The sequence below is a fragment of the Roseomonas sp. AR75 genome (assembly GCF_005222815.1).
Lineage (GTDB): Bacteria > Pseudomonadota > Alphaproteobacteria > Acetobacterales > Acetobacteraceae > Falsiroseomonas.
Map to the genome: position 1 here is coordinate 551,363 of NZ_STGB01000004.1, position 19,812 is coordinate 571,174.

General features: G+C 70.0%; 18 protein-coding genes. 6 read left to right on the plus strand and 12 right to left on the minus strand.

Annotated elements, in window-relative coordinates:
* Nucleotides 1–21: 21 nt before the first annotated feature.
* Both E4T13_RS16720 and htpX read right to left on the minus strand, forming a co-directional pair.
* On the minus strand, nucleotides 22–348 hold the full coding sequence (locus E4T13_RS16720) for a hypothetical protein (RefSeq protein WP_137179428.1): 327 nt from the start codon (nucleotides 346–348) through the stop codon (nucleotides 22–24).
* A 59-nt stretch (nucleotides 349–407) separates the two neighbouring features.
* Nucleotides 408–1,364 (minus strand): zinc metalloprotease HtpX, encoded by a 957-nt coding sequence (htpX, locus tag E4T13_RS16725; protein WP_137179429.1) that lies wholly within the window; start codon nucleotides 1,362–1,364, stop codon nucleotides 408–410.
* Between the two features lie 131 nt (nucleotides 1,365–1,495).
* Here htpX and E4T13_RS16730 point away from each other — a divergent pair, with 131 nt between their 5' ends.
* Complete coding sequence (locus E4T13_RS16730; RefSeq protein ID WP_408906393.1) at nucleotides 1,496–1,732, plus strand: DUF1674 domain-containing protein; 237 nt, start codon at nucleotides 1,496–1,498, stop codon at nucleotides 1,730–1,732.
* A 228-nt stretch (nucleotides 1,733–1,960) separates the two neighbouring features.
* On the opposite strand, the gene E4T13_RS16735 is transcribed toward E4T13_RS16730, so the two are convergent.
* From E4T13_RS16735 to E4T13_RS16765, 7 genes are all read right to left on the minus strand, one after another.
* The gene (locus E4T13_RS16735; RefSeq protein ID WP_240791164.1) at nucleotides 1,961–3,139 is read right to left on the minus strand and encodes an MFS transporter; all 1,179 of its coding nucleotides are present in this window, start codon (nucleotides 3,137–3,139) and stop codon (nucleotides 1,961–1,963) included.
* A gap of 138 nt (nucleotides 3,140–3,277) precedes the next feature.
* Nucleotides 3,278–5,209: an acetate--CoA ligase gene (acs, locus tag E4T13_RS16740; RefSeq protein ID WP_137179430.1), complete on the minus strand. Its 1,932-nt coding sequence runs from the start codon at nucleotides 5,207–5,209 to the stop codon at nucleotides 3,278–3,280.
* A 568-nt stretch (nucleotides 5,210–5,777) separates the two neighbouring features.
* Nucleotides 5,778–6,122 carry a DEAD/DEAH box helicase gene (locus E4T13_RS16745; protein WP_137179431.1) on the minus strand — a complete coding sequence of 115 codons (345 nt, stop codon included), beginning with the start codon at nucleotides 6,120–6,122 and terminating at the stop codon, nucleotides 5,778–5,780.
* A gap of 146 nt (nucleotides 6,123–6,268) precedes the next feature.
* Nucleotides 6,269–6,934, minus strand: a complete 666-nt coding sequence (locus E4T13_RS16750) for a hypothetical protein (protein ID WP_137179432.1) — start codon at nucleotides 6,932–6,934, stop codon at nucleotides 6,269–6,271.
* Between the two features lie 88 nt (nucleotides 6,935–7,022).
* Nucleotides 7,023–7,457, minus strand: a complete 435-nt coding sequence (locus tag E4T13_RS16755; RefSeq protein WP_137179433.1) for a tellurite resistance TerB family protein — start codon at nucleotides 7,455–7,457, stop codon at nucleotides 7,023–7,025.
* A gap of 66 nt (nucleotides 7,458–7,523) precedes the next feature.
* Nucleotides 7,524–8,012: a MarR family winged helix-turn-helix transcriptional regulator gene (locus tag E4T13_RS16760; RefSeq protein WP_206030199.1), complete on the minus strand. Its 489-nt coding sequence runs from the start codon at nucleotides 8,010–8,012 to the stop codon at nucleotides 7,524–7,526.
* Nucleotides 8,002–9,162, minus strand: coding sequence for an Acg family FMN-binding oxidoreductase (locus E4T13_RS16765; RefSeq protein ID WP_137179435.1), 1,161 nt, complete (start codon nucleotides 9,160–9,162; stop codon nucleotides 8,002–8,004). The genes E4T13_RS16760 and E4T13_RS16765 overlap by 11 nt, the downstream gene beginning before the upstream one ends.
* A 117-nt stretch (nucleotides 9,163–9,279) precedes the next feature.
* On the opposite strand from E4T13_RS16765, the gene E4T13_RS16770 reads away from it, so the two are divergent.
* On the plus strand, nucleotides 9,280–9,723 hold the full coding sequence (locus tag E4T13_RS16770; protein ID WP_137179436.1) for a GFA family protein: 444 nt from the start codon (nucleotides 9,280–9,282) through the stop codon (nucleotides 9,721–9,723).
* Here E4T13_RS16770 and E4T13_RS16775 read toward each other — a convergent pair.
* Complete coding sequence (locus E4T13_RS16775) at nucleotides 9,714–12,500, minus strand: ATP-dependent DNA helicase (RefSeq protein WP_240791165.1); 2,787 nt, start codon at nucleotides 12,498–12,500, stop codon at nucleotides 9,714–9,716. The two genes, E4T13_RS16770 and E4T13_RS16775, sit on opposite strands and share 10 nt — an antisense overlap.
* Nucleotides 12,501–12,654: 154 nt before the next feature.
* Between E4T13_RS16775 and E4T13_RS16780 the strand changes: the two genes are divergently transcribed.
* Complete coding sequence (locus tag E4T13_RS16780) at nucleotides 12,655–13,659, plus strand: P63C domain-containing protein (protein WP_137179438.1); 1,005 nt, start codon at nucleotides 12,655–12,657, stop codon at nucleotides 13,657–13,659.
* 46 nt (nucleotides 13,660–13,705) lie between these two features.
* Here E4T13_RS16780 and E4T13_RS16785 read toward each other — a convergent pair whose 3' ends face one another.
* The gene (locus E4T13_RS16785; protein WP_137179439.1) at nucleotides 13,706–14,716 is read right to left on the minus strand and encodes an aspartate-semialdehyde dehydrogenase; all 1,011 of its coding nucleotides are present in this window, start codon (nucleotides 14,714–14,716) and stop codon (nucleotides 13,706–13,708) included.
* Between the two features lie 170 nt (nucleotides 14,717–14,886).
* Here E4T13_RS16785 and E4T13_RS16790 point away from each other — a divergent pair, with 170 nt between their 5' ends.
* The 3 genes from E4T13_RS16790 to E4T13_RS16800 are packed head-to-tail and all read left to right on the plus strand — an operon-like array spanning nucleotide 14,887 to nucleotide 19,000.
* Nucleotides 14,887–16,503 (plus strand): lysine--tRNA ligase, encoded by a 1,617-nt coding sequence (locus E4T13_RS16790; RefSeq protein WP_137179440.1) that lies wholly within the window; start codon nucleotides 14,887–14,889, stop codon nucleotides 16,501–16,503.
* Nucleotides 16,500–18,518, plus strand: a complete 2,019-nt coding sequence (locus E4T13_RS16795) for a phosphatidylglycerol lysyltransferase domain-containing protein (protein WP_137179441.1) — start codon at nucleotides 16,500–16,502, stop codon at nucleotides 18,516–18,518. Before E4T13_RS16790 ends, E4T13_RS16795 begins: the two co-directional genes overlap by 4 nt.
* Nucleotides 18,515–19,000: a hypothetical protein gene (locus E4T13_RS16800; protein ID WP_137179442.1), complete on the plus strand. Its 486-nt coding sequence runs from the start codon at nucleotides 18,515–18,517 to the stop codon at nucleotides 18,998–19,000. Before E4T13_RS16795 ends, E4T13_RS16800 begins: the two co-directional genes overlap by 4 nt.
* A 9-nt stretch (nucleotides 19,001–19,009) precedes the next feature.
* Here the strand turns inward: E4T13_RS16800 and E4T13_RS16805 are convergent, their stop codons facing one another.
* On the minus strand, nucleotides 19,010–19,654 hold the full coding sequence (locus E4T13_RS16805) for a helix-turn-helix transcriptional regulator (RefSeq protein ID WP_137180000.1): 645 nt from the start codon (nucleotides 19,652–19,654) through the stop codon (nucleotides 19,010–19,012).
* Nucleotides 19,655–19,812: the final 158 nt, after the last annotated feature.

A 19,812-nucleotide genomic window follows, 5' to 3' on the forward strand; every position in this document is an offset into this window, starting at 1 on the left:
GCGGGGGCTGCCCGTCGCCGTTCAGCGGCGGCGGGCACGTGCCATGGCCGGGATCAAACCCGCCGGCGCCCGGCTGCCGCCGCGGGGGCGCTGTGCGGGATCGTCCAGCATCATCGTCGCGATGCCGATCTGCGCGCAGGCATAGGTCAGGCCGAGGAAGAACCACAACGCCACGGCGGGCCACCAGTGATCGGCAGCGGTCAGCAGCACGCCGCCGGCGCCATGCGGATCGGCCAGCAGGAAGGCCACGACGAAGACGCCAGCCAGGCCGAAGCCGAAGGCGGCGTGGCAGACCAGGAAGCGCGCGAACTCCGGCAGGTCGCGCCAAGCCTTCGCGGAGGACCGCATCGGCCGTTCCTTTCTCGGCCGGCCGCCGCCGCGCTGTCCCGCGATGGCCGGTGCTCGGGTTACCCCCAGGGGTTGCGCCGCCCGCCCCCGCTCCAGGGGCCCGGCTGCCCGGATGCAACGCGCGGCGAGGGCGCATGGATGCGTGGCGCGGACGGCGGCGGGCCCATGCGGCTGGCGAGTTCCTCCAGCGCCGCCACCCGGTTCTCGGTGCGCGGATGCGTCGAGAACAGCCCGTCCATGCGCATCCCCGAAAGCGGGTTGATGATGAACATGTGCGCGCTGGCGGGATTGGCCTCGGCAGCCTCGTTCACGTGGCCGTGCTTGTATTCCTCGAGCCGCATCAGCGCGGAGGCGAGGCCGCGCGGATCGCCGGTGATCTCCGCCGCCGCCCGGTCGGCCTCGTATTCGCGGGAGCGGCTGATCGCCATCTGCACGATCATCGCCGCGATAGGCGCCAGCACGATCAGCAGGATGCTGCCGATCGGGCCGAAGGGGTTGGAGCGCCCGTCGGAACTGCGGCCGCCGAACAGGAAGCCGAACTGCGCGAGCATGCCGATGGCGCCGGCCAGCGTCGCGGTGATGGTCATGATCAGCGTGTCGCGGTTCCGGATGTGCGCCAGCTCGTGGGCGATCACGCCGGCCACCTCGCGCTCGCTCATCATGTCGAGCAGGCCGGTGTTCACCGCGACCGCGCCCTTCTCGGGATTCCGGCCGGTGGCGAAGGCGTTGGGCTGGTCCTCATGGATCACGTAGAGCGCGGGCATCGGCAATCCGGCGCGCTGCGCGAGCTCCTGCGTCATCTGGTACAGGCGCGGCGCATCGTGCGGGCCGATGGGCTGGGCATTGTGCATGCCCAGCACCACGCGGTCGCTGTTCCACCAAGCGAAAAGGTTCATGCCGCAGGCCATCAGGAAGGCGATCACCATCCCCTGCTGCCCGCCGATGGCGGCGCCGATGCCCACGAACAGCGCCGTCATCGCCGCCAGCAGCAGCGCGGTGCGGAAGTATCCGGCCATGGATTGACGCTCCCGAATGGCTCCGTTGCGCGTTGGCCTCGCGACACCGCGCATGGAGGACCTAGATGTGGGGCATGAACCAGGCAAGCAACGGGGGCGGCGACGCCTCCTCCCGCAAGGCGCAGATTCCGATCCCGCCGGGAGATCCCACCGGCCCGCAGCCCGGCCGCCCGGTGCCGGAGCCGAACCCCGGCCCGCCGCCGGCACCCGACATCGAGCCTCCGCTGCCGGGTGAGAAGAAGCCGCCGGTCGGCGACCCGCCCAAGGAGGAGCCGGTGCGCCTGCGCAAGGAGGTCGGCGGCCCTGCCGGCCCGGAACCCACCCGCTACGGCGACTGGGAGCGGAAGGGCCGCGTCAGCGACTTCTGACCGAAGTGCCCTCCGCGCGACTCGGGCGATGGTGCTGGAACGGCCTTGTGGGTGAAAAACCGAATCGCCCCAAGGTCTTGTGGCAGGAGAACGCTGTCAGGGGGGTCAGCGATTCGTTCGCGCGACTCGGGCCAACCCGCTGAAAAGGCGAAGTTCCCGGTGTGCGATTCGCGTTCCGATTCACGTCCCGTTCCATCGGCGGGGCGAATCGCGAACCGTTGGGCAAGCTCAACGACCGCCCGCGGCCCCTCGCCGACCCGCCCGGGAAAGCCAGACGGCCAGCAGCACCATGCCCGCCGCAGAGGCCAGCAACGCGGCGACCGGGCCCACCGTCGCCCAGCCCGCGCCCATCAGCACCGGCCCGACGGACTGGCCGAGGAAGAAGCTGCAGGCATGCAGCGACACGGCGCTGCCGCGCGACTGCGGCGCAACCTCGGTCACCCGGGTCTGGATCGCCGAGTGGATCATGTAGAAGCCGGTGCCGAGGACCAGGCACGCTCCGATGCCGATCCAGGCCAGCGGCGCCACAGCCAGCATGGCCAGCCCGCCGCCACAGACCACCCCGCCCAGCATGATCGTGCCGGACTGGCCGAGCCGGCGGAGCAGGACGGGCGCCAGCGCGGCGAACACGAAACCGCCGAGCGCGTACCCGGCGATGGCGAAGCCCGCCTCGAGCGTGCCGCCCTGGCCGCGCTGGGCGAAAAGCGGCGCGAGGAAGGGAAACACGCCGAACAGCAGCGCCCCCTCGATGAACACCGCCATGTAGAGCCGGCGCGCTGCCGCGAGGCCGAGGATCGACCGATAGCGGTTCAGCGCCTCCGCCAGGTTGAAGCGTCGGGCTGCCGGCGGCGGCGATTCCTCCCGCAGCACCAGCAGCGAGGCAAGGCACGCCGCGGCGCAGAGCAGCATCACGCCGCGCCAGCCGATGAAGGGCTCCAGCAGGGCCGAGAGCGCGCCGCCCGCAATCGACCCGCTGAGCCCCGCCACCAGAAGGCGCGACAGCGCCACCTGCCGGCGTTCCAGCGGCACGTTGTCGCCGACGCTGGCGATGGCGAGCGGGAAGACGCCGCCCGATGCCGCGCCGGCCAGGACGCGCAGCACGGCGAGGGCGGCAAGGGTCGGCGCGAAGGCCGAAGCGACAAGGGCGAGGGTCAGCACCACCAGGCAGACGCGGATGACGCGCCGCTTGCCCAGCGCATCGCCGATCGGCCCCAGGATCGGCTGCACCAGCGCATAGGGCAGCGCATAGGCGGTGGTGAGCAGGGCGACGGTCGCGGCCGCGACGGCGAACTCGCCGGAGAGCACGCCGACCAGCGGGTCGAGCGCCCGTCCCGCCAAGGACGATGCGCCGGCGCCGAGGCCCAGGACGAAGATCAGCCGCGTGGTCGGGTCGGAGATGAGCGGCATGCCCCGAAGCTCTGCGCCGTGCCTGCCCGTCGCGCAATCCGGCAAGGCGGCATGCGAGGCATCACGCGGGCGCGGTGGTGGCTGGCATGACAGCCCCCACCCGACCCTCCCCCGCATGCGGGGGAGGGCCTTGATGCCTCACCCGACGCGGTTCTCGATCAGGTCCTGCACCACCGTCGGATCGGCGAGCGTCGAGGTGTCGCCCAGGCCGTCGGTCTCGTTCGCGGCGATCTTGCGCAGGATGCGGCGCATGATCTTGCCCGAACGCGTCTTCGGCAGGCCCGGCGCCCACTGGATGGCATCGGGCGCGGCGATCGGGCCGATCTCCTTCCGCACCCAGGCCACCAGCTCCTTGCGCAGCGCGTCGGTCGGCTCCTCGCCCGACTTCAGCGTCACGTAGCAGTAGATGCCCTGGCCCTTCAGGTCGTGCGGCATGCCGACCACGGCGGCCTCGGCCACCTTCGGATGCGCGACCAGCGCGGATTCGATCTCGGCCGTGCCCATGCGATGGCCGGAGACGTTGATCACGTCGTCCACGCGGCCGGTGATCCACCAGTAGCCGTCGGCGTCGCGGCGCGCGCCGTCGCCGGTGAAATACATGCCCTTGAAGGTGGAGAAGTAGGTCTGCCCGAAGCGCGCATGGTCGCCATAGATCGTGCGCATCTGCCCAGGCCAGGAATCCAGCAGCACGAGGTTGCCCTCCGCCGCGCCCTCGATGATCTTCCCTTCACCATCCACAAGCGCGGGCTTCACGCCGGGGAGCGGCAGCGTCGCGGATCCCGGCTTCTGTGCGATGGCACCGGGCAGCGGCGAGATCAGGATGCCGCCCGTCTCGGTCTGCCACCAGGTGTCCACGATCGGGCAGCGCTCGTCGCCGACATTGCGGTAGTACCAGAGCCAGGCTTCCGGGTTGATCGGCTCGCCCACGGAACCCAGGATGCGCAGCGACTTGCGGCTGGTCTTCTTCACCGGCGACTCGCCCTCGCGCATCAGCGCGCGGATCGCGGTGGGCGCGGTGTAGAAGATGTTGACGTTGTGCTTGTCGATCACCTCCCAGAAGCGGGAGACGCTCGGGTAGTTCGGCACGCCCTCGAACATCAGCGTGGTCGCGCCGTTCGCGAGCGGCCCATAGACGATGTAGGTGTGGCCGGTCACCCAGCCGACATCGGCCGTGCACCAGTAGATCTCGCCGTCGCGGTAGTCGAACACGTTCTCATGCGTGAAGGACGCCCAGACCATGTAGCCGCCGGTGGTGTGCAGCACGCCCTTGGGCTTGCCCGTGCTGCCGCTGGTGTAGAGGATGAAGAGCGGATCCTCCGCGCCCATAGCCTCGGGCTCGGCCGTGTCCTTCTGCCGGTCGCAGAGATCGGACCACCAGATGTCGCGGCCGGCCTGCATCGGCACATCGCCGCCGGTGTTCTTCGCGACGATGACGTGCCTGATCGAGGGGCATTGCAGCAGCGCCTCGTCGGCATTGGTCTTGAGTGGCACGGTGCGCCCGCCGCGCCGTCCCTGGTCGGCCGTGATCAGCACGCTGCATTCGGAATCCTGGATGCGGCTGGCCAGGCTGTCCGGCGAGAAGCCGCCGAAGACGATGGAATGGATCGCGCCGACGCGCGCGCAGGCCAGCATCGCGACGGCCGCCTCCACGATCATCGGCAGGTAGATGCAGACGCGGTCGCCCTTCTTCACGCCGAGCTCGCGCAGCCCATTGGTCAGCTTGCAGACGCGGGCATGCAAATCGCGGTAGGTGACCGTCGAATCGCTCTTCGGGTCGTCGCCTTCCCAGATGATCGCGACCTGGTCGCCGCGCGTGGCGAGGTGGCGGTCGAGGCAGGAGACGGAGGCGTTCAGCACGCCATCCTCGAACCACTTGATGCTGACATCGCCGGTGAAGTCCACGTCCTTGATCTTCGTGGGCGCCTTCATCCAGGCGATGCGGTTCATCTGCTGCCGCCAGAAGCCATCGGGGTCGCTGGCCGCCTGGTCGTACATCGCGCGGTATCTCGCGGCGTCCACATGCGCCTTCGCGGCGATCTCGGGCTTCACGGCGATCAGGCTGTCGGTCATGCGCTTCCCCCAAAAGGCTGGGCCAGGACCCCTTGCTCGGGGCGGCGCCTCTATCCGGGGCAATGGGCCACGCGGCCTTGATGTGCGTCAACCGCCAGCCTGGACCGCGCTTATGCGTCCGGCTCAGCACGATGTCGCGACGGGATGGCGCAATAAAACGGTGGGCTTGCGCTGCATTACGGCAATTTCAGCCCATCACCATCCCAGGGAGAGAACCGCTCCCGCATCCTTCGCGCCGATGGGGTGCCATGCTGATTGGCGGGCGCCCTGGGTCATCGGTGTCGGCCATTTCCCGGCAGGCCGCCGCCGACGAGGCCGGTTCCCCGTTTGGGGTGTCGGCCCCTTCGGGCCGGTCGCAGCAATGCGACCGGCCCTTTCTTTTTCTGGTGCCCTCAATCGCCGGGCGCGCGCATCCGCGTGCTTGGCTTGCGCGCCTCAGCAAGACGCCGGGCGTCCACGGCGGTCGCTTCATGGCGTATCGAACGCCTGCCCGGTTTTCCCACTGTCGGTGGCTTATTCCGGCCGACCAGCCAGGCATTGCCGAACCAGCGGCTGCTTCGGCCGCCGCTTACATCGGCGCGAAGAGTTCCTCCACATCCGCCTCGGTCAGCCGCAGGGCTCCACCTTCCTCGCCGCCCAGCACGGTCGCCACCAGCGCGCGCTTGCGCTCCTTCAAGACGTCCGTCTTCTCCTCGATGCTTCGAAGCGTGATCAGCCGACGCACGAAGACTGGCTTGTCCTGGCCGATGCGGTGAGCGCGGCCCGTCGCCTGATCCTCGGCGGCGGGGTTCAAACACCTCGACCGGCTTGGCGAAGTCGACGAGCGATCGGTAACATCCTGCTCAGCTTTGCCCAGTTCGAGCGCGAGGTGAGTCCCCGACGCCTGTGTGATGTGAGCCGGATTGGTGAGCATCGGAGGCTCACCATGGCGCGCGCCATCGCCCTGCGTTCGTACGTCACCGCGACCAAGCTGCGTCAGCTGGCGCCGCGCAGGAAGGACGCTGCCCAGGCGCGGCGGCTGCTCGCGCTGGGCACATCGGTTCTCTGTGGGAGTCGGTGTCAATTCACGGCGAAGCAGTAGAACAGGCCGGCGCCGCCGCTGCTGCGCAGGTTGTCCTGGCTGCAGCCGCGCGACGGATGCGAGGTGTTCCAGGACTTCGCCGCATCCGACTCGTCCAGCCCGATCCGGTCGTGATGGCCCACCATCGCCGAGCCTTCGCCGCCGCTGTAGGTCCAGTTGCGGCAGGTGCGGTCCTGCCCCGCGGCGAAGGCCGTGCCGTCCGCCTGCGAGCCGGTCAGCACGTCATGCTCGTTCGGCGTGTCGCCGCGGCCGTTCACCACCTGCCCGCGCTCGTTCACGTTGGTCTGCTTGGTCATGGCGTTGGCCGGCGAGTGCAGATCCGCGATGCTGCGCGCGATCACCACGCCCCTGGCGTTCTGCCAGGGGCCGGCGCCGATGCGGTCGCGGGCATTCACGGCGCCCGTGCCCTGCGTGCTGAGATAGGCGCGCCAGGTGCGGCCGCCGGCGCCCACCGCCTGGGCCAGGGCTTGGCAATGCGCATCGGCGCCCGCAAGCCCGCCCAGATCGGCGCCGCGGCCGAGGCCGACGCTGGTGACGAAGAAGGTCGTCGCCGCGGCATTCGGCGCGGGCGACTGTGCATCGGCTGCCAGGATGGGCGCCATCAGGCAGCCGGCCGTCAGCATGGCCCTGAGCGGGTATGGCATCGCGTTCCTCCACCGTCCCGGTTCTGTCCGGGCGTGGGGTAAGGATGATGCTGAATCGCCGCCGAAAGAAAGCCTGCTGTTGCGGCGGTCAGATTACCTGGTAGCGCGCCTTGGCCGCGCGCTCGATCGCGCCCGCGATCAGCCGGTCGATGTCGAGGCCGATGCGCAGGTCCTGCAGGAACTGCAGTTCCTCCTGCGTGGCCTCGCCGTCGGCGGCGCAGACCTCGCAGGCCAGCAGGTAGGCGGTCTCCCGCAGGCGCATCGGCAGCGCGTCGCGCAGCAGCGTCATGACCTGATCGAGCCCGTCGGTGCGGCCGAGCAGCCGCGTGACGGCATCGGTGACCGTCTCGATCTCGCGGCTCTGGAAATCCGCGAAGGCTGGCAATTCCTGCACGAGGCGGCTCATCATGCCGAGCTCGGCGTCGGACATCGGGCCATCGGCGACGGACATCACGACCATGGCGCAGACCAGCGCTTCCTGCGCGGTGAAGCGGGCGATCGGCGGCTCGGTGCGGGCGTTCATGGAGGCACTCCGGCGTGGTCCGCCTTCCCTTGCGCGCCGGTGCGGCGGGGTCAAGCGGCGGATCGGTCACGTCTGCGGCGGGTCGTCCGAGTCGCGGGCGGCGTCGAGCGCGGCGCGCAGCCGGCGAAGCAGCGGCAGCGCGGATCGGATCTCGTGCTCCGGCAGGCCGGCGGCGACGGGGGCGATCGCGGCCGTGGCGGCGGAAACGGCGGCGGCGCGCGCGGCCCGGCCCGCGGGGGTCAGGAACACCAGCTTGCCGCGGCCATCCCGCGGGTGCGCCGCGGTGCGCACCATGCCGCGGGCTTCGAGCTTCTGGATCGTGTTGGTCATCGCCGGCCGCTCCACCTGCACGGCGCGCGCGATGCGCGCCAGGCTGCGGCCGTCGCCCAGCCGCGCCAGGTGGTTCAGCACGACGAAATGGCTGGCGCGCAGGCCGTCGGGCAGCACGCGTTCCAGCCGGTTGCGGGCGAGATGCTCGATGATCGCGATCTCGTTCAGCAGCGCGAAGAGCGGGGGGTCGCCGCCCTCGGCGCTGCCAGGCGGGTCAGACGACACGCATGCGGCTCTCCACCGGCCAACGGGGCGTCGGCGGCACCGGCGCAGCATAGCCGAGCCGGCCCAGCATCTGAACCGTGCCGCCGCCCGGCGCGAGGGCGGCATGGATCTCGCGGTAGGGGCCGCGCATGGCGTCGAATTCCTGCAGCGCCTGGCTGACGGGATGCAGCGCCAGGCCGAGCGCGGTGGCGGCCAGGTTCACGCGCAGCCAGTCCCGGCCGGCGGCGAGTTGCGCGGCGCGGTCGTTGCCGTCGGTGGTGAGCCAGAGATAGGCCGGCGTCGCGGCGAGCATGGCAGTGTAGCGCTCGATCATGACGCGGTAGCCGGCACCGCCGGGCAGCATGGAATCGCGGGTCACCTGCCCGGCGGCGATCGCCTCCTCAAGGCCGGGGCCCCAGACGCTGATGCCGTCCGGGCTGGTGGCGACCGCGGCACGCCCCAGCCGCATCAGCGCGACGCTTTCCCCATGCGCGGCGGGGTCGCCGGCTTCCACCTGCCAGGCGCGCCAGGCGATCTCGCGCAGCGCCGCGACCTGCATGGGCGCGCCGGTCCCGCCGAAGCGGACCGGCGCCGCGACGGCGTCGGCCAGCGTGGCGAAGGCGGCATCCGGCACCGGGCGGTCCATGTCGAAGGGCCGCTTGGTGGATCGGCGCCGGCCAGCATGGGTGAAGAGCGGGTCCGGCACCGCGCTGCCGGGCGCCCCCAGCCGCAGCAGCGCGACGGGGCGGGCATCGAGGCGCGGCGCCGGCTCGCCTTCGGGGAAGGGCACCAGGGTGGCGGCGCGGCCGGTCTCGGCGGCGGCAAGCCGGAACAGCTCGGCGAAGGCGCCGAGCCCGATGGTGATCTGCCGGTCGAAGGGATCGGTGACGGGCAGGCGCCGGTCGAGGTCGCAGCGCAGCACCACGATCTCCGGCATGGCGGCCGGCAGCTCGGCGATCCAGGGCTGCCGGTTGTGGGGATTGGGCGCGAGCACGGCCCAGGCCAGCGCCCGGACGCGCGGATCGGGGTGCGCGGCAGCCGCTGGCGCGGCGTCCCAGGGGGCCAGCGGATCGGGCGTCGCCGCGCGCACCACCTGCCCCCCGCCGAAGGGAGCAAAGGTGAGAGCGGCCGCGCCGGCAGCGCGAAGGACGAGGCGGCGGGGCAGGGTCACGGTCGGCTCCACATGTTCGACTTCGAACCAGATAGTTTGATATCGAACATCATGCAAGCCGGTTCTTCCCGTGGCCGCGCAGTCCTAAGCTGGCGGCGTCGGCGAGAGGGCGCTGCGATGGATGGTCGCACCGAGGCATCCGGCGGCTGCCTGTGCGGGGCGGTGCGGTTCCGGGCGGGGTTGCCCAGCCGGTGGGTGGCGCATTGTCACTGCGCGATGTGCCGCCGCGCGCACGGCGCGGCCTTCGTCACCTGGGTCTCGGTGCCGGCCGCGCGGTTCCGGCTTCAGGAAGGGGCGGAGGCGGCGCTGGCCTGGCATGCTTCCAGCGCCGAGGCGGAGCGCGGCTTCTGCCGCCATTGCGGCGCCTCGATGCTGTTCCGCTCCCGCCTCTGGGCGGAGGAGATGCACGTCGCGGCCGCCTGCCTGGATGACGGCCCGGACCGGATGCCGCAGATGCACGCCTTCTGGGACGCGCATGTCGGCTGGACCCGCGCCGATCCCGACCTTCCGACCCGGACCGAGGCCGAGATCCGCGCCGCGCTGGCGAAGCGTCAGGGCTGAGACAGGAAGTCCCGCACGATATCCACGGCCTGCTTCAGCCCGCCGCGCTGCACGATCACGCCATCGGGCAGCCCGGCCAGCAGGCGCGACGGCGTGCGCGCATCCAGGATCACGAAGACGCCCTTGTCGTCGGCGCGGCGGATCAGCCGGCCGAAGGCCTGGCGCAGGCGGTGGCGCGCGATGGCGTCGTCATGCGCCTTGGGGCGGCCTTCGCTGAGATGCAGCCGGCGTTCGCGGTGCAGGATGGAGGGGCGCGGCCAGGGCACGCGGTCGAAGACCAGCAGGCGCAGGGAATTGCCCGGCACGTCCACGCCGTCGCGCATCGCGTCGGTGCCGAGCAGGCAGGAGGTTTCCTCCGCGCGAAAGACGTCCACCAGCGTGCCGTTGTCCATCGCGTCCATGTGCTGCGCATAGAGCGGGATGCCGGCGCGGGCGAGCGGCTCCGCGATGCGGGCATGCACCTCGCGCAGGCGGCGCACGGCGGTGAACAGGCCGAGGCCGCCGCCGCCGGCGGCGAGGAACAGCGCGCGATAGGCCGCGGCGATCTGGCCGAAATCCTCGCGTGACACGTCGTTGACGACCAGCGCACGCGTGCGCGCGCCGTAATCGAAGGGGGAGGGCACGGCGGCGCGGATCGCGGGCGCGGCCAGGTGCAGCAGGCCGGTGCGGGCCTCGGCGCCGTGCCAGGCGGCTTCCGGGTCGTCGGCTTCCTCGCCGGTGTCGCGCAGGGTTGCGGATGTGATCAGCACGCCATGCGCGGGCGCGGCGACGGTGGTGGCGAAGGGCTGCGTCGGGTCCAGGTGATGGCGGAACATGCCCGCATCCACCTCCCGCCCCTCGCGCCGTTCCAGGGCGAACCAGTCCACGTAGTCGGGCCGCGTGCCGGGCGGGCGTGGCGGCTCCGCGATGGTCGCCAGCATCGCGCCCCAGGCAGTCAGCGGCATCAGCGCGCGGCGTTCCAGGCCGCGGCAGGCGGCCTCGATGCGGATACGGTCGCCGACCTCCAGCTCCTCCGCTTCGTCTTCCAGCCGCGCCTGCAGGCGGTCATGCAATGTGCGCAGCGGCGCGTGCAGCGCGGCGAAGGCGTCGCGCAGCGAGGCCGCGGCCTCGGCCACGCCGGGGTTGAGCGGGTGCAGGTCGCATTCCAGGCCGTAGCCGGCATCGTCCTCCTGCGTCCGCGCGATGACCTGCCGGCGGACGGCATGAAGAAAAGATTCGGCGGTGCCGCGGGGGTCGTTCTCCGTCAGGCGGCTCGGCCAGCCGGGGCCGGGCAGGGCGCGCGCGGCCTGCAAGGCTTCCTCCAGCGGCATCAGCAGGTCGGGGCGGTCGCCGATGAGTTCTTCCATGCGGCGGGCGAGGCCGCGCGCGCGGGAGCGGCCGCCTTCCGCGCCGAGCAGCCAGCGGCGGAGCTCCGCCGTCTCGCCGCCCGTCAGGTCGGCGCTGAACGCCGAGTCCGCGGCGTCGAACAGGTGGTGACCCTCGTCGAAGACGATGCGCAGCGGCTTGCCGTCCTCCCCGCCGCCGAGCGCGGCCTGCACCATCACCAACGCATGGTTGGCGACGACCAGCGTCGCGGATTTGGCGCGGCGGATCGAATGCTCGACGAAGCACGCCTTGTAGTGGCCGCAGGCGGAGTGGATGCATTCGCCGCGCCGGTCGGCCAGCGGCCAGACGGCGTGATGGCCGAACAGCTCGGAAAGCCAGCCGGGGAAGTCGCCGCCCATCAGGTCGCCGTCGCGGGTGGCGAGCGCCCAGCGCGCGACGAGCGCGAGCGGCAGCAGCATCCCCGCCATCTGCGCCGCGCCGATCTGCTCCTCGAGGTTCAGCAGGCAGAGGTAGTTTTCCCGGCCCTTGCGGACCACGACGCGGCGGCGGCGGTCCTCCGGGTTCGGGTAGAGGCGCGCGGTCTCCTGGTCGATCTGGCGCTGCAAATTGCGGGTGTAGGTGGAGATCCAGACGGGGGCGTGGTTGCGCTCCGCCCAGAGCGATGCGGGTGCGACATAGCCGAGCGTCTTGCCCGTTCCCGTGCCGGCTTCGGCCAGCACGAGGTTGGGCGCACCGCGCGCCTCCCGGACCTGGAAGGCGCTGGCGGCGGCGGAGGCGTAGTCGGATTGCTGCGGCCGCTGCTCCGCGCCTTCGCCCAGAATTTCCGCGAGGCGCGTGCGGGCCTCGGCCTGGGTGATGGGCTGGTGGGCGGGGGGCGGGGGCGGCGCTTCCTCCTCCCATTCCGGCAGGCGGCGCCAGACCTTCAGCGAGTCGAGCGAGGGGCGGGCATCGGGCTGGCCGAGTGCCGCCAGGACGGACTCCGCCCAGGGCCAGCGGATCTCGGCACCGAGTTTCTGGGCCAGCATCGCGGCATCGCGGTTCAGCGGCAGGTGGCGGCCGGCGGCGAGGTGGCGGAGCAGCGCGGTGGCGAGCTCCGGCAGCAGGGCGGCGGCGGATTCGTCGTCCGCGGGCGGGTCGCGATCCAGCGCGATGGCGAGGCCACGCGGGGTGGGGGCGGCCGGGTGGGCCGGGCGGCAGAAGGCGAAAAGCTCGAGCAGGTCGCAGGCCGGCAGGGGCGGGATGCCGAGGCGCTTCCAGGTGGCCGGGGCATGGACCAGCAGCGGCGGCGGGCCGTCCCGCAGGCGCCGGCCGAGCTCGCCGGCGGTGAGCGTCAGCAGCTCGCCATCGGTGGTCAGCAACGCGCCGCGCCCGAAGCCGGCGACCAGCGCGGGGGCTTCGGGGAGGAGGAGGCGCGGCTGGTGGGTGGGTACGGCGGCGCGGGGCGGGGGCACGGGGGCAATCTGGACCGGATGACGGTGCGAACAAAGGGGGAAGCCTGCTCGCCGATGAAGCGCTAGCATGCATGTGGCAACGGGCGCAGTTTGTGCTTGCTAATGCAGATAAGCAAGCATAATGTCGGCTCGTAGCAAGCATGGGATGCTGTCTGTGTCTGACACCAAGCAGAGCAGGGGCGGCAAGGCTCGGGCGGCGAAGCTGTCCGGCCCAGAGCGCCGCCAGATCGCAAAGAAGGCTGCCGACGCGCGATGGGCTCTGCCCCGCGCCACCCACGAGGGAACGCTTACGATCCCCGGAATCGTTCCGCTTCGGGTCGCCAATCTGAATGACGGGAGGCGCGTGTTGATCAGCCGGGCTTTCCTTGAGGCGCTAGGCAGACCGTGGAAAGGCACCTACAAGCGGACCGAACGGCCCAACTTCTTGGATGCGAAGAATCTTGATGGCTTCGTCACTGACGAAGTGCGAGAATTTCTTGAGCCTATCGAGTACGTTAGCGAGCGAGGCCAAGTCGTAACTGGGTATCGTGCCGAATTGCTTCCGCTGGTGTGCGATGTTTATTTGCAGGCGCGGGCGCATAATTCGCTCAATCCCGCTCAGCAGGCGGTGGCTGAATACGCGGAGCGCCTTGTCAGAGGCCTTGCCAGAACAGGCATTATCGCGCTTGTCGACGACGCTACTGGTTACACGAAGCTGCGCGCGCGCAGCGAGTTGCAGGCAATTCTGGCGGCGTATGTGGCGCCTGAATTGCTGCCTTGGTCGAAGAAGTTTCCTGATAGCTTTTATGAAGAACTACACAGAGTTCGGGGCTGGAGGTATGCGCCCGGTTCAAATGCCCGGAATCACTACATTGGAAAGCTTACGAACGAGCTAATCTATAGACAGCTTCCCGAGGGCGTTCTTGAAGAACTGCGCAGGAAGAACCCGCGCGACCCCGAGAAAGGGCGGCGACGATTCACGCATCACCGATTCCTTACGGATGAAGTCGGGAATCCTCATCTAGAAAAACAAATCGTTGCGGTCACGACGTTGCTTTCTGTTGCCGACGACTGGCAGGATTTCACCCGTCTTTTTGTAAAGAAATTTCCGCCAGGCCCTGGTGATTTGTTTGCTATGCCACCGCCTGGTGATTTGGCCGAGGGCGACTCGCCTCCTTAGCCGAACGTGGCGCTGCTGCCCTGAGCAGCGCCACGCCGGGAAGCGCCTAAGCCGCCGCCTTCAGCGCCGGCACCAGCTCCGCGATCTGCACGGCGTTCAGCGCCGCGCCCTTCAGCAGCTGGTCGCCGCAGACGAAGAGGTCCAGGCCGTGGTCGCCGAAGACGAGGTTCTGGCGGATGCGGCCGACCTCGCAATCGTCCTGGCCGGTCGCCGTCAGCGGCATCGGGTACTGCTTGTTGGCGACGTCATCCACGACGCGAACGCCCGGCGCGGCGCGCAGCACTTCGCGCGCGGCTTCCGGCGTGACGGGCTTCTCGGTCTCGATGGTGATCGCCTCGGCATGCACGCGCATGGTCGGGATGCGGACGGCGGTGCAGGAGACGGGAAGGTCGGGCAGGCCCATGATCTTCCGGGTCTCCCAGACCACCTTCATCTCCTCCTTCGTGTAGCCGTTGGGCTGGAAGGCATCGATGTGCGGGATGACGTTGAAGGCGATGGGGTGGGCGAAGACCTCGTTCTTCGCCTGCTCCCCTTCCACCAGCACGCGGCGCGTCTCCCGCTCGAGCTCGGCCATGCCCTCGGCGCCGGCGCCGGAGGTGGCCTGGTAGGTCGAGACGATCACGCGCTTGATGCCGAAGGCGCGGTGCAGTGGCGCGAGCGCGACCACGGCGATGGCCGTGGTGCAGTTCGGGTTGGCGATCAGTCGAGCGTTGCCCACCGCGGCCGCGTTCACCTCCGGCACCACCAGCGGGACGTTGTCGTCCAGCCGGAAGGCCGAGGAATTGTCCACGACCGTCACCCCGGCCGCGACCAGCGCGGGCGCGTGCTGCTTGGCGAAATCGCCCGAGACGGCGAGCAGAGCCAGATCCAGGTCGCGCGCCTTATCGGGCGAAAATTCCTCGATCGTGACCTCGCCGAAGGGCGTTTTCACCCGCGTGCCCGCGCTGCGGCCCGAGGCGAAGAGGCGGAGTTTCGTCACCGGGAAGCGACGCCGCCCCAGGACCTCCACCAGTTCCTTCCCCACCGCTCCGGTGGCGCCGATGACGCCGACACGCATGTCAGGCTGTTCCTTCGTTGCAGGCCAAGGGTGGGGCCAATAGCGCAAAGTCGCGGCGCGGCCAAATGCGGGATTCGGGGGACAGCCCTGCCGGGGCGCGGCGCGGGGTCGCCTCGCCCGGCGGCGGCACCTATAAGGCCAGACCCGACCAGAAGATTCCGCCGGACGCCATGTCAGACGCCGACTATTCCGCCGCCAGGGCCTGGCCCTTCGAGGAGGCCCGCAAGGTCGCCGCACGGGTTCAGGCCTCGGGCAAAGGGTCGGCCCTGTTCGAGACGGGCTACGGCCCCTCCGGCCTGCCGCATATCGGCACCTTCGGGGAGGTCGCGCGCACCACCTGGGTGCGCAACGCCTTCCATCGCCTGACCGGCCTGCCCTCCCGCCTCGTCGCCTTCAGCGACGACATGGATGGCTTGCGCAAGGTGCCGGACAACGTGCCGAACAAGGCGATGCTGGCGGAACATTTGGGCAAGCCGGTGACGGCCATTCCCGACCCCTTCGGCACGCATGAAAGCTTCGGGCACCACAACAACGCTCGGCTGCGCGCCTTCCTCGACCAGTTCGGCTTCGAGTACGAATTCGCGTCATCCTCCGACTACTACAAGTCCGGCCGCTTCGACGCGGCGCTGATCCGGATGGCGGAGCGCCATGAGCAGGTGCGCGCCGTCATCCTGCCCACGCTGGGGCCGGAGCGGCGCGCCACCTACTCGCCGTTCCTGCCGATCCATCCGGTGACGGGCGTCGTGATGCAGGTGCCGATGGAGGAGGTGCGCCCGGCAGACGACCTGCTGGTCTGGCGCGATCCCGAGACCAACGAACGCTACGAGACCCGCATCACCGGCGGGCATTGCAAGGCGCAGTGGAAAGCGGACTGGGCGCTGCGCTGGTTCGCCCTCGGCGTGGACTACGAGATGTCGGGCAAGGACCTGATCGATTCCGTGAAGCTCTCCGGCGCGATCTGCCGCGTGCTGGGGGGCGAGCCGCCGATCGGCTTCACCTACGAGCTCTTCCTCGACGAGGAAGGGACAAAGATCAGCAAGTCCAAGGGCAACGGGCTTTCCATCGAGGAATGGCTGCACTACGCGCCGCCGGAATCGCTGGCGCAGTTCATGTACAACCAGCCGCAACGCGCCAAGCGGCTGTTCTTCGACGTGATCCCGCGCGCGACCGACGAATATGTGCAGAACCTCGACCGTCTGCGCGCGGCGCCCACGCCGGACAACCCGGCCTGGCACATCCATGGCGGCGGTACGAACGACCCGGGGTCGCCGATCTCCTTCACCATGCTGCTGAACCTGGCCAGCGTGATCAACGCGGACAATGCGGAGATGCTCTGGGGCTTCCTGCAGCGCTACGCGCCGGAGGTGACGCCGGAAAGCCACCCGCTGGTGGCGCGGCTGATCGAGCGCGCGGTGGCCTACTACCGCGACCGCGTCGTGCCGGAGAAGAAGCACCGCGCCGCCACGCCGCAGGAAGCCGAGGCGATGCGCGCCCTGGCCGGCATGCTGCGCGAACGCATCCAGGATCTGGAAGCGCTGCCGCCGGATGAGCGGGCGAAGGCGATCCAGGACCTGGTCTATGACGCCGGCCGCCGTGAACCCTTCCTGGAGCCGGCGAAGGATGGCGGCCGCCCCGGCGTCTCCCGCGCCTGGTTCAACGCGCTGTACCAGGTGCTGCTGGGCCAGCCGGAGGGGCCGCGCTTCGGCGGCTTCGTGGCGCTTTACGGCATCGCCGGCACGATCGGGCTGATCGAGACCGCCCTGGCCCGCGATCCCGCCCAGGCATGACGGAGGAGCCCGGCGCCGGGGCGGAACCCGCTCAACCGCCGGCACGGCGCCGGCGCCTTGCCGGCCTGCTGCCGCTGGTCCGCCGGCACGGCATGACGGTGTTCGGCCTGCTGTTGCTGGCGGCCGCGGTCTGGGTGGTGCAGCACGAGTTCCGCCACCTCTCCGTCGCGGACATCCGTGCGGCGCTGGACGCGATCCCGAATGCGACGCTGCTGAAGGCGGCGGGCTGGACGCTGCTGGCCTATGCGGTGCTGACGGCGTACGACCGTCTCGGCAGCGTCTATGCGGGCCATCCCGTGAGCTACGCGCGCACCTCGCTGGCGTCCTTCTGCGCCTACACGCTGGCCCACAACCTGGGCTTCGCCGCGGTGTCGGGTGCGGCGGTGCGCTATCGCTTCTACGCCGCCTGGGGCCTGCCGCCGCTGGCCATCGCCAAGGTCGTCGCCTTCACCAGCCTGACCTTCGGCCTGGGCGGCTTCGCGCTGGGCGGGCTGGTGCTGGTGGTGGAACCGGAAGTCATTCCCGGGCTCGGCGAGCATGTGCCGCATTTCATCATGCGCGCGCTCGGCTTCGCCTGCTGGGCCATCGTGATCGCCTATGTGACCATGTCGCGGGTGCGCAGCCATGTGGTGCTGTTCGGGCATCGCGTGGACCTGCCGGGCTTCCGCATGGCAGTGGCGCAGACCGTGCTGGCCAGCGTGGATGTCGCCGTGACAGCGATGATCTTCTACGTGCTGCTGCCCCCGGCGGAGGGCCTGACCTTCCTGCGCTTCCTGGGCATCTACATCGCGTCCTACCTGGCTGGCATTGCGGCCAGCCTGCCCGGCGGCATCGGCGTGTTCGACACCGCCATCATCATCGGGCTGCAGCCCTGGCTGACGGCGCCGGAGGTGATCGGCTCGCTGCTGGTGTTCCGGCTGTACTACTACGTGGTGCCGCTGTTCATCGCCGGCGCGCTGTTCGCCGGGTTCGAGGTGGCACAGCGGCGCCAGGCGCTGGCCAAGCTCGCCGCCGAGCAGCGCGTGGCGGATGCGCTGGAGGTGCCGGCGATCGCGAGCCTGGTCGGGCTGGCAGGCACGGTGCTGATCTTCCTCGGCGCGCTGCCGAGCAAGGGCAACCCGGTTGCCGCCTGGGCGGGCTACGAGGCGGCGATCGCCTCGCATTTCGCGGCCTCGGTGGTCGGCTCGCTGCTGCTGGTGATCGGCTACGGGCTGATCCGGCGGCTGACCATCGCCTGGGGCTTCGGCATCCTGCTGCTGCTGAACGGCGTGCTGATCTGCCTGCTGCGGCAGGAACCGTGGTGGCTCTCAGGGCTGTTCGTGCTGGTGGCGGTGCTGCTGAGCGCGATGCGCAGCGCCTTCTACCGCGATGCGCGGCTGTTCCGCGAACCGCTGGCCGGCAACACGCTGCTGGCGCTGACGGTGGTGGGCTTCTGCGCCATCCTGCTGGCCAGCATCTCCTATGGCGGTCGCGTCGGCGACGAGAGCTGGGTGGAGGTGGTTGCCTCGCCACTTGCGCCGGACAGCCTGCGCTTCACCGTGGGCGTGGCGGCGGTGATGCTGCTCGTTGCCACGGTGCGGCTGCTGCGCCCGGTGAAGCACCGCGCCGCGGACTGGACCGAGGAGACGCGCGCGCGGCTGCGTGCACTGGGCGGGATGGCGCCGGAGCACGCCGACGGCGCGGTGTTCGGGGAAGCCGGCCGGGCGGGCTTCGCCTTCGTCAGGCGCGACGGCGTCTGGCTGGCGCTGGGTGATCCGGTGGGCGAGGAGCGCGACCGGATCTCCGCCATCTGGCGCTTCCGCGACATCTGCGACCGCGCCCGGGTGGACCCGGCCTTCTGGCGCGTCGCGCCGGATCTGCTGCGCGTCTATGGCGATATCGGCCTGACCGCCTTCCCGCTGGCCGCGCCGCCGCCGGGCGAGACGCAGCGCTACCTGGCCTGCCGCGCGGAGAAGGACCTGGAGCAGCTCATGGCGCTGCTGCCGCAGCAGGAACCGAGCGGAGGACGACGATGAGCGAGCCCGGCTGGGGCGAAGGCGCCCCGCCCGTTGCCCGGAGGCTCGGCGGGAAGCGCGGATATACTAGCAAGCAGATGGCGGATGCCTGCGAGATGATCGTCGCTGCAGAACTCACGCTTGCGGGTGTTCCAGCCATCAAGGTCGCCGATAATTGGCCAGACTACGATGTGATCGCTCAGCCTTTGGGACTTGCTCCGCAGCGCGTATCCGTAAAGTCAAGGACATTTACCCGTGGGGCATCCTTCATCGAATACGACACACGAAATCACTTTGAGTGGCTGGCACTAGTCCTGCTTCAGTGCGAAGGTGCAAGTGAGCGGCGGATATTCGTAATCCCCAGACAAGTGGCCGAATCGCGGGCACGAAGAAACGGGCCGACTACAAAAAGCCATCAGATGCGCTATTGGCGCGTCGATGAGGTGGCGACACGCTTCATGGAGTTCGAAAACAACTTCGCTCTTCGCCACGCTCAGGGCTAATCTGGAACGCTACTGACTTGCCCAGACGATGCGGTGCATGAACTGCAGCTCTTCCAGCCCGAACGAAAAACCCGGATGCAGCGGGTTCAGGCTGGCGAGCTCCACGCGGCGGGCGGATTGGCGCATCAGCTCCTTGGCCATCACCTCGCCCTTGCGGGTGCGCACCACCACGCGGTCGCCGCGGCGCACCGGCGCGGCGGGGGAGACGATCACCACATCGCCGTCGCGGAACACCGGCTCCATGGAATCGCCGCTGATCTCCAGCGCATAGGCGTTCGGATCGGGGACGTCGGGCACCGAGATCTCGTCCCAGCCGGCACCCACGGGATAGCCGCCATCGTCGAAGAAGCCATCGGCGCCGGCCTGCGCCAGGCCGATCAGCGGGATGCGGCGCCCCGCCATCGCCCTGCCGCGTGGCAGCGCCGGCGCGCCGGTGACCAGGGAGGCGAAGGCCTCGATCCCCGTGCCGGTGGCGGCCAGCACTTTCGCCACGCTCTCGGTGGATGGCCAGCGGGACCTGCCATCCGGCCCGGTGCGCTTGGAGGGGTTGAAGGCGGTGGGATCGAGCCCGGCCTTGCGTGCGAGGCCAGAGGCCGACAGCCCATGTTCCGCCGCCAGCGCGTCGATCGCCCGCCAGACATCCTCATGCCGCATCATCGAAGCCAGCCCCTTTGCGAATCGGCGCCGGCGGCGCGACTCGACCTGGGCATCACATCCTAGGTTTCGAGTCTGGAAGCAATAGGAACTTCTACCTTGCAACCTCAGGTGGAACGAGTTAACGTCCGTGAGTTCCTGTTTTGTTCAGGATCGAA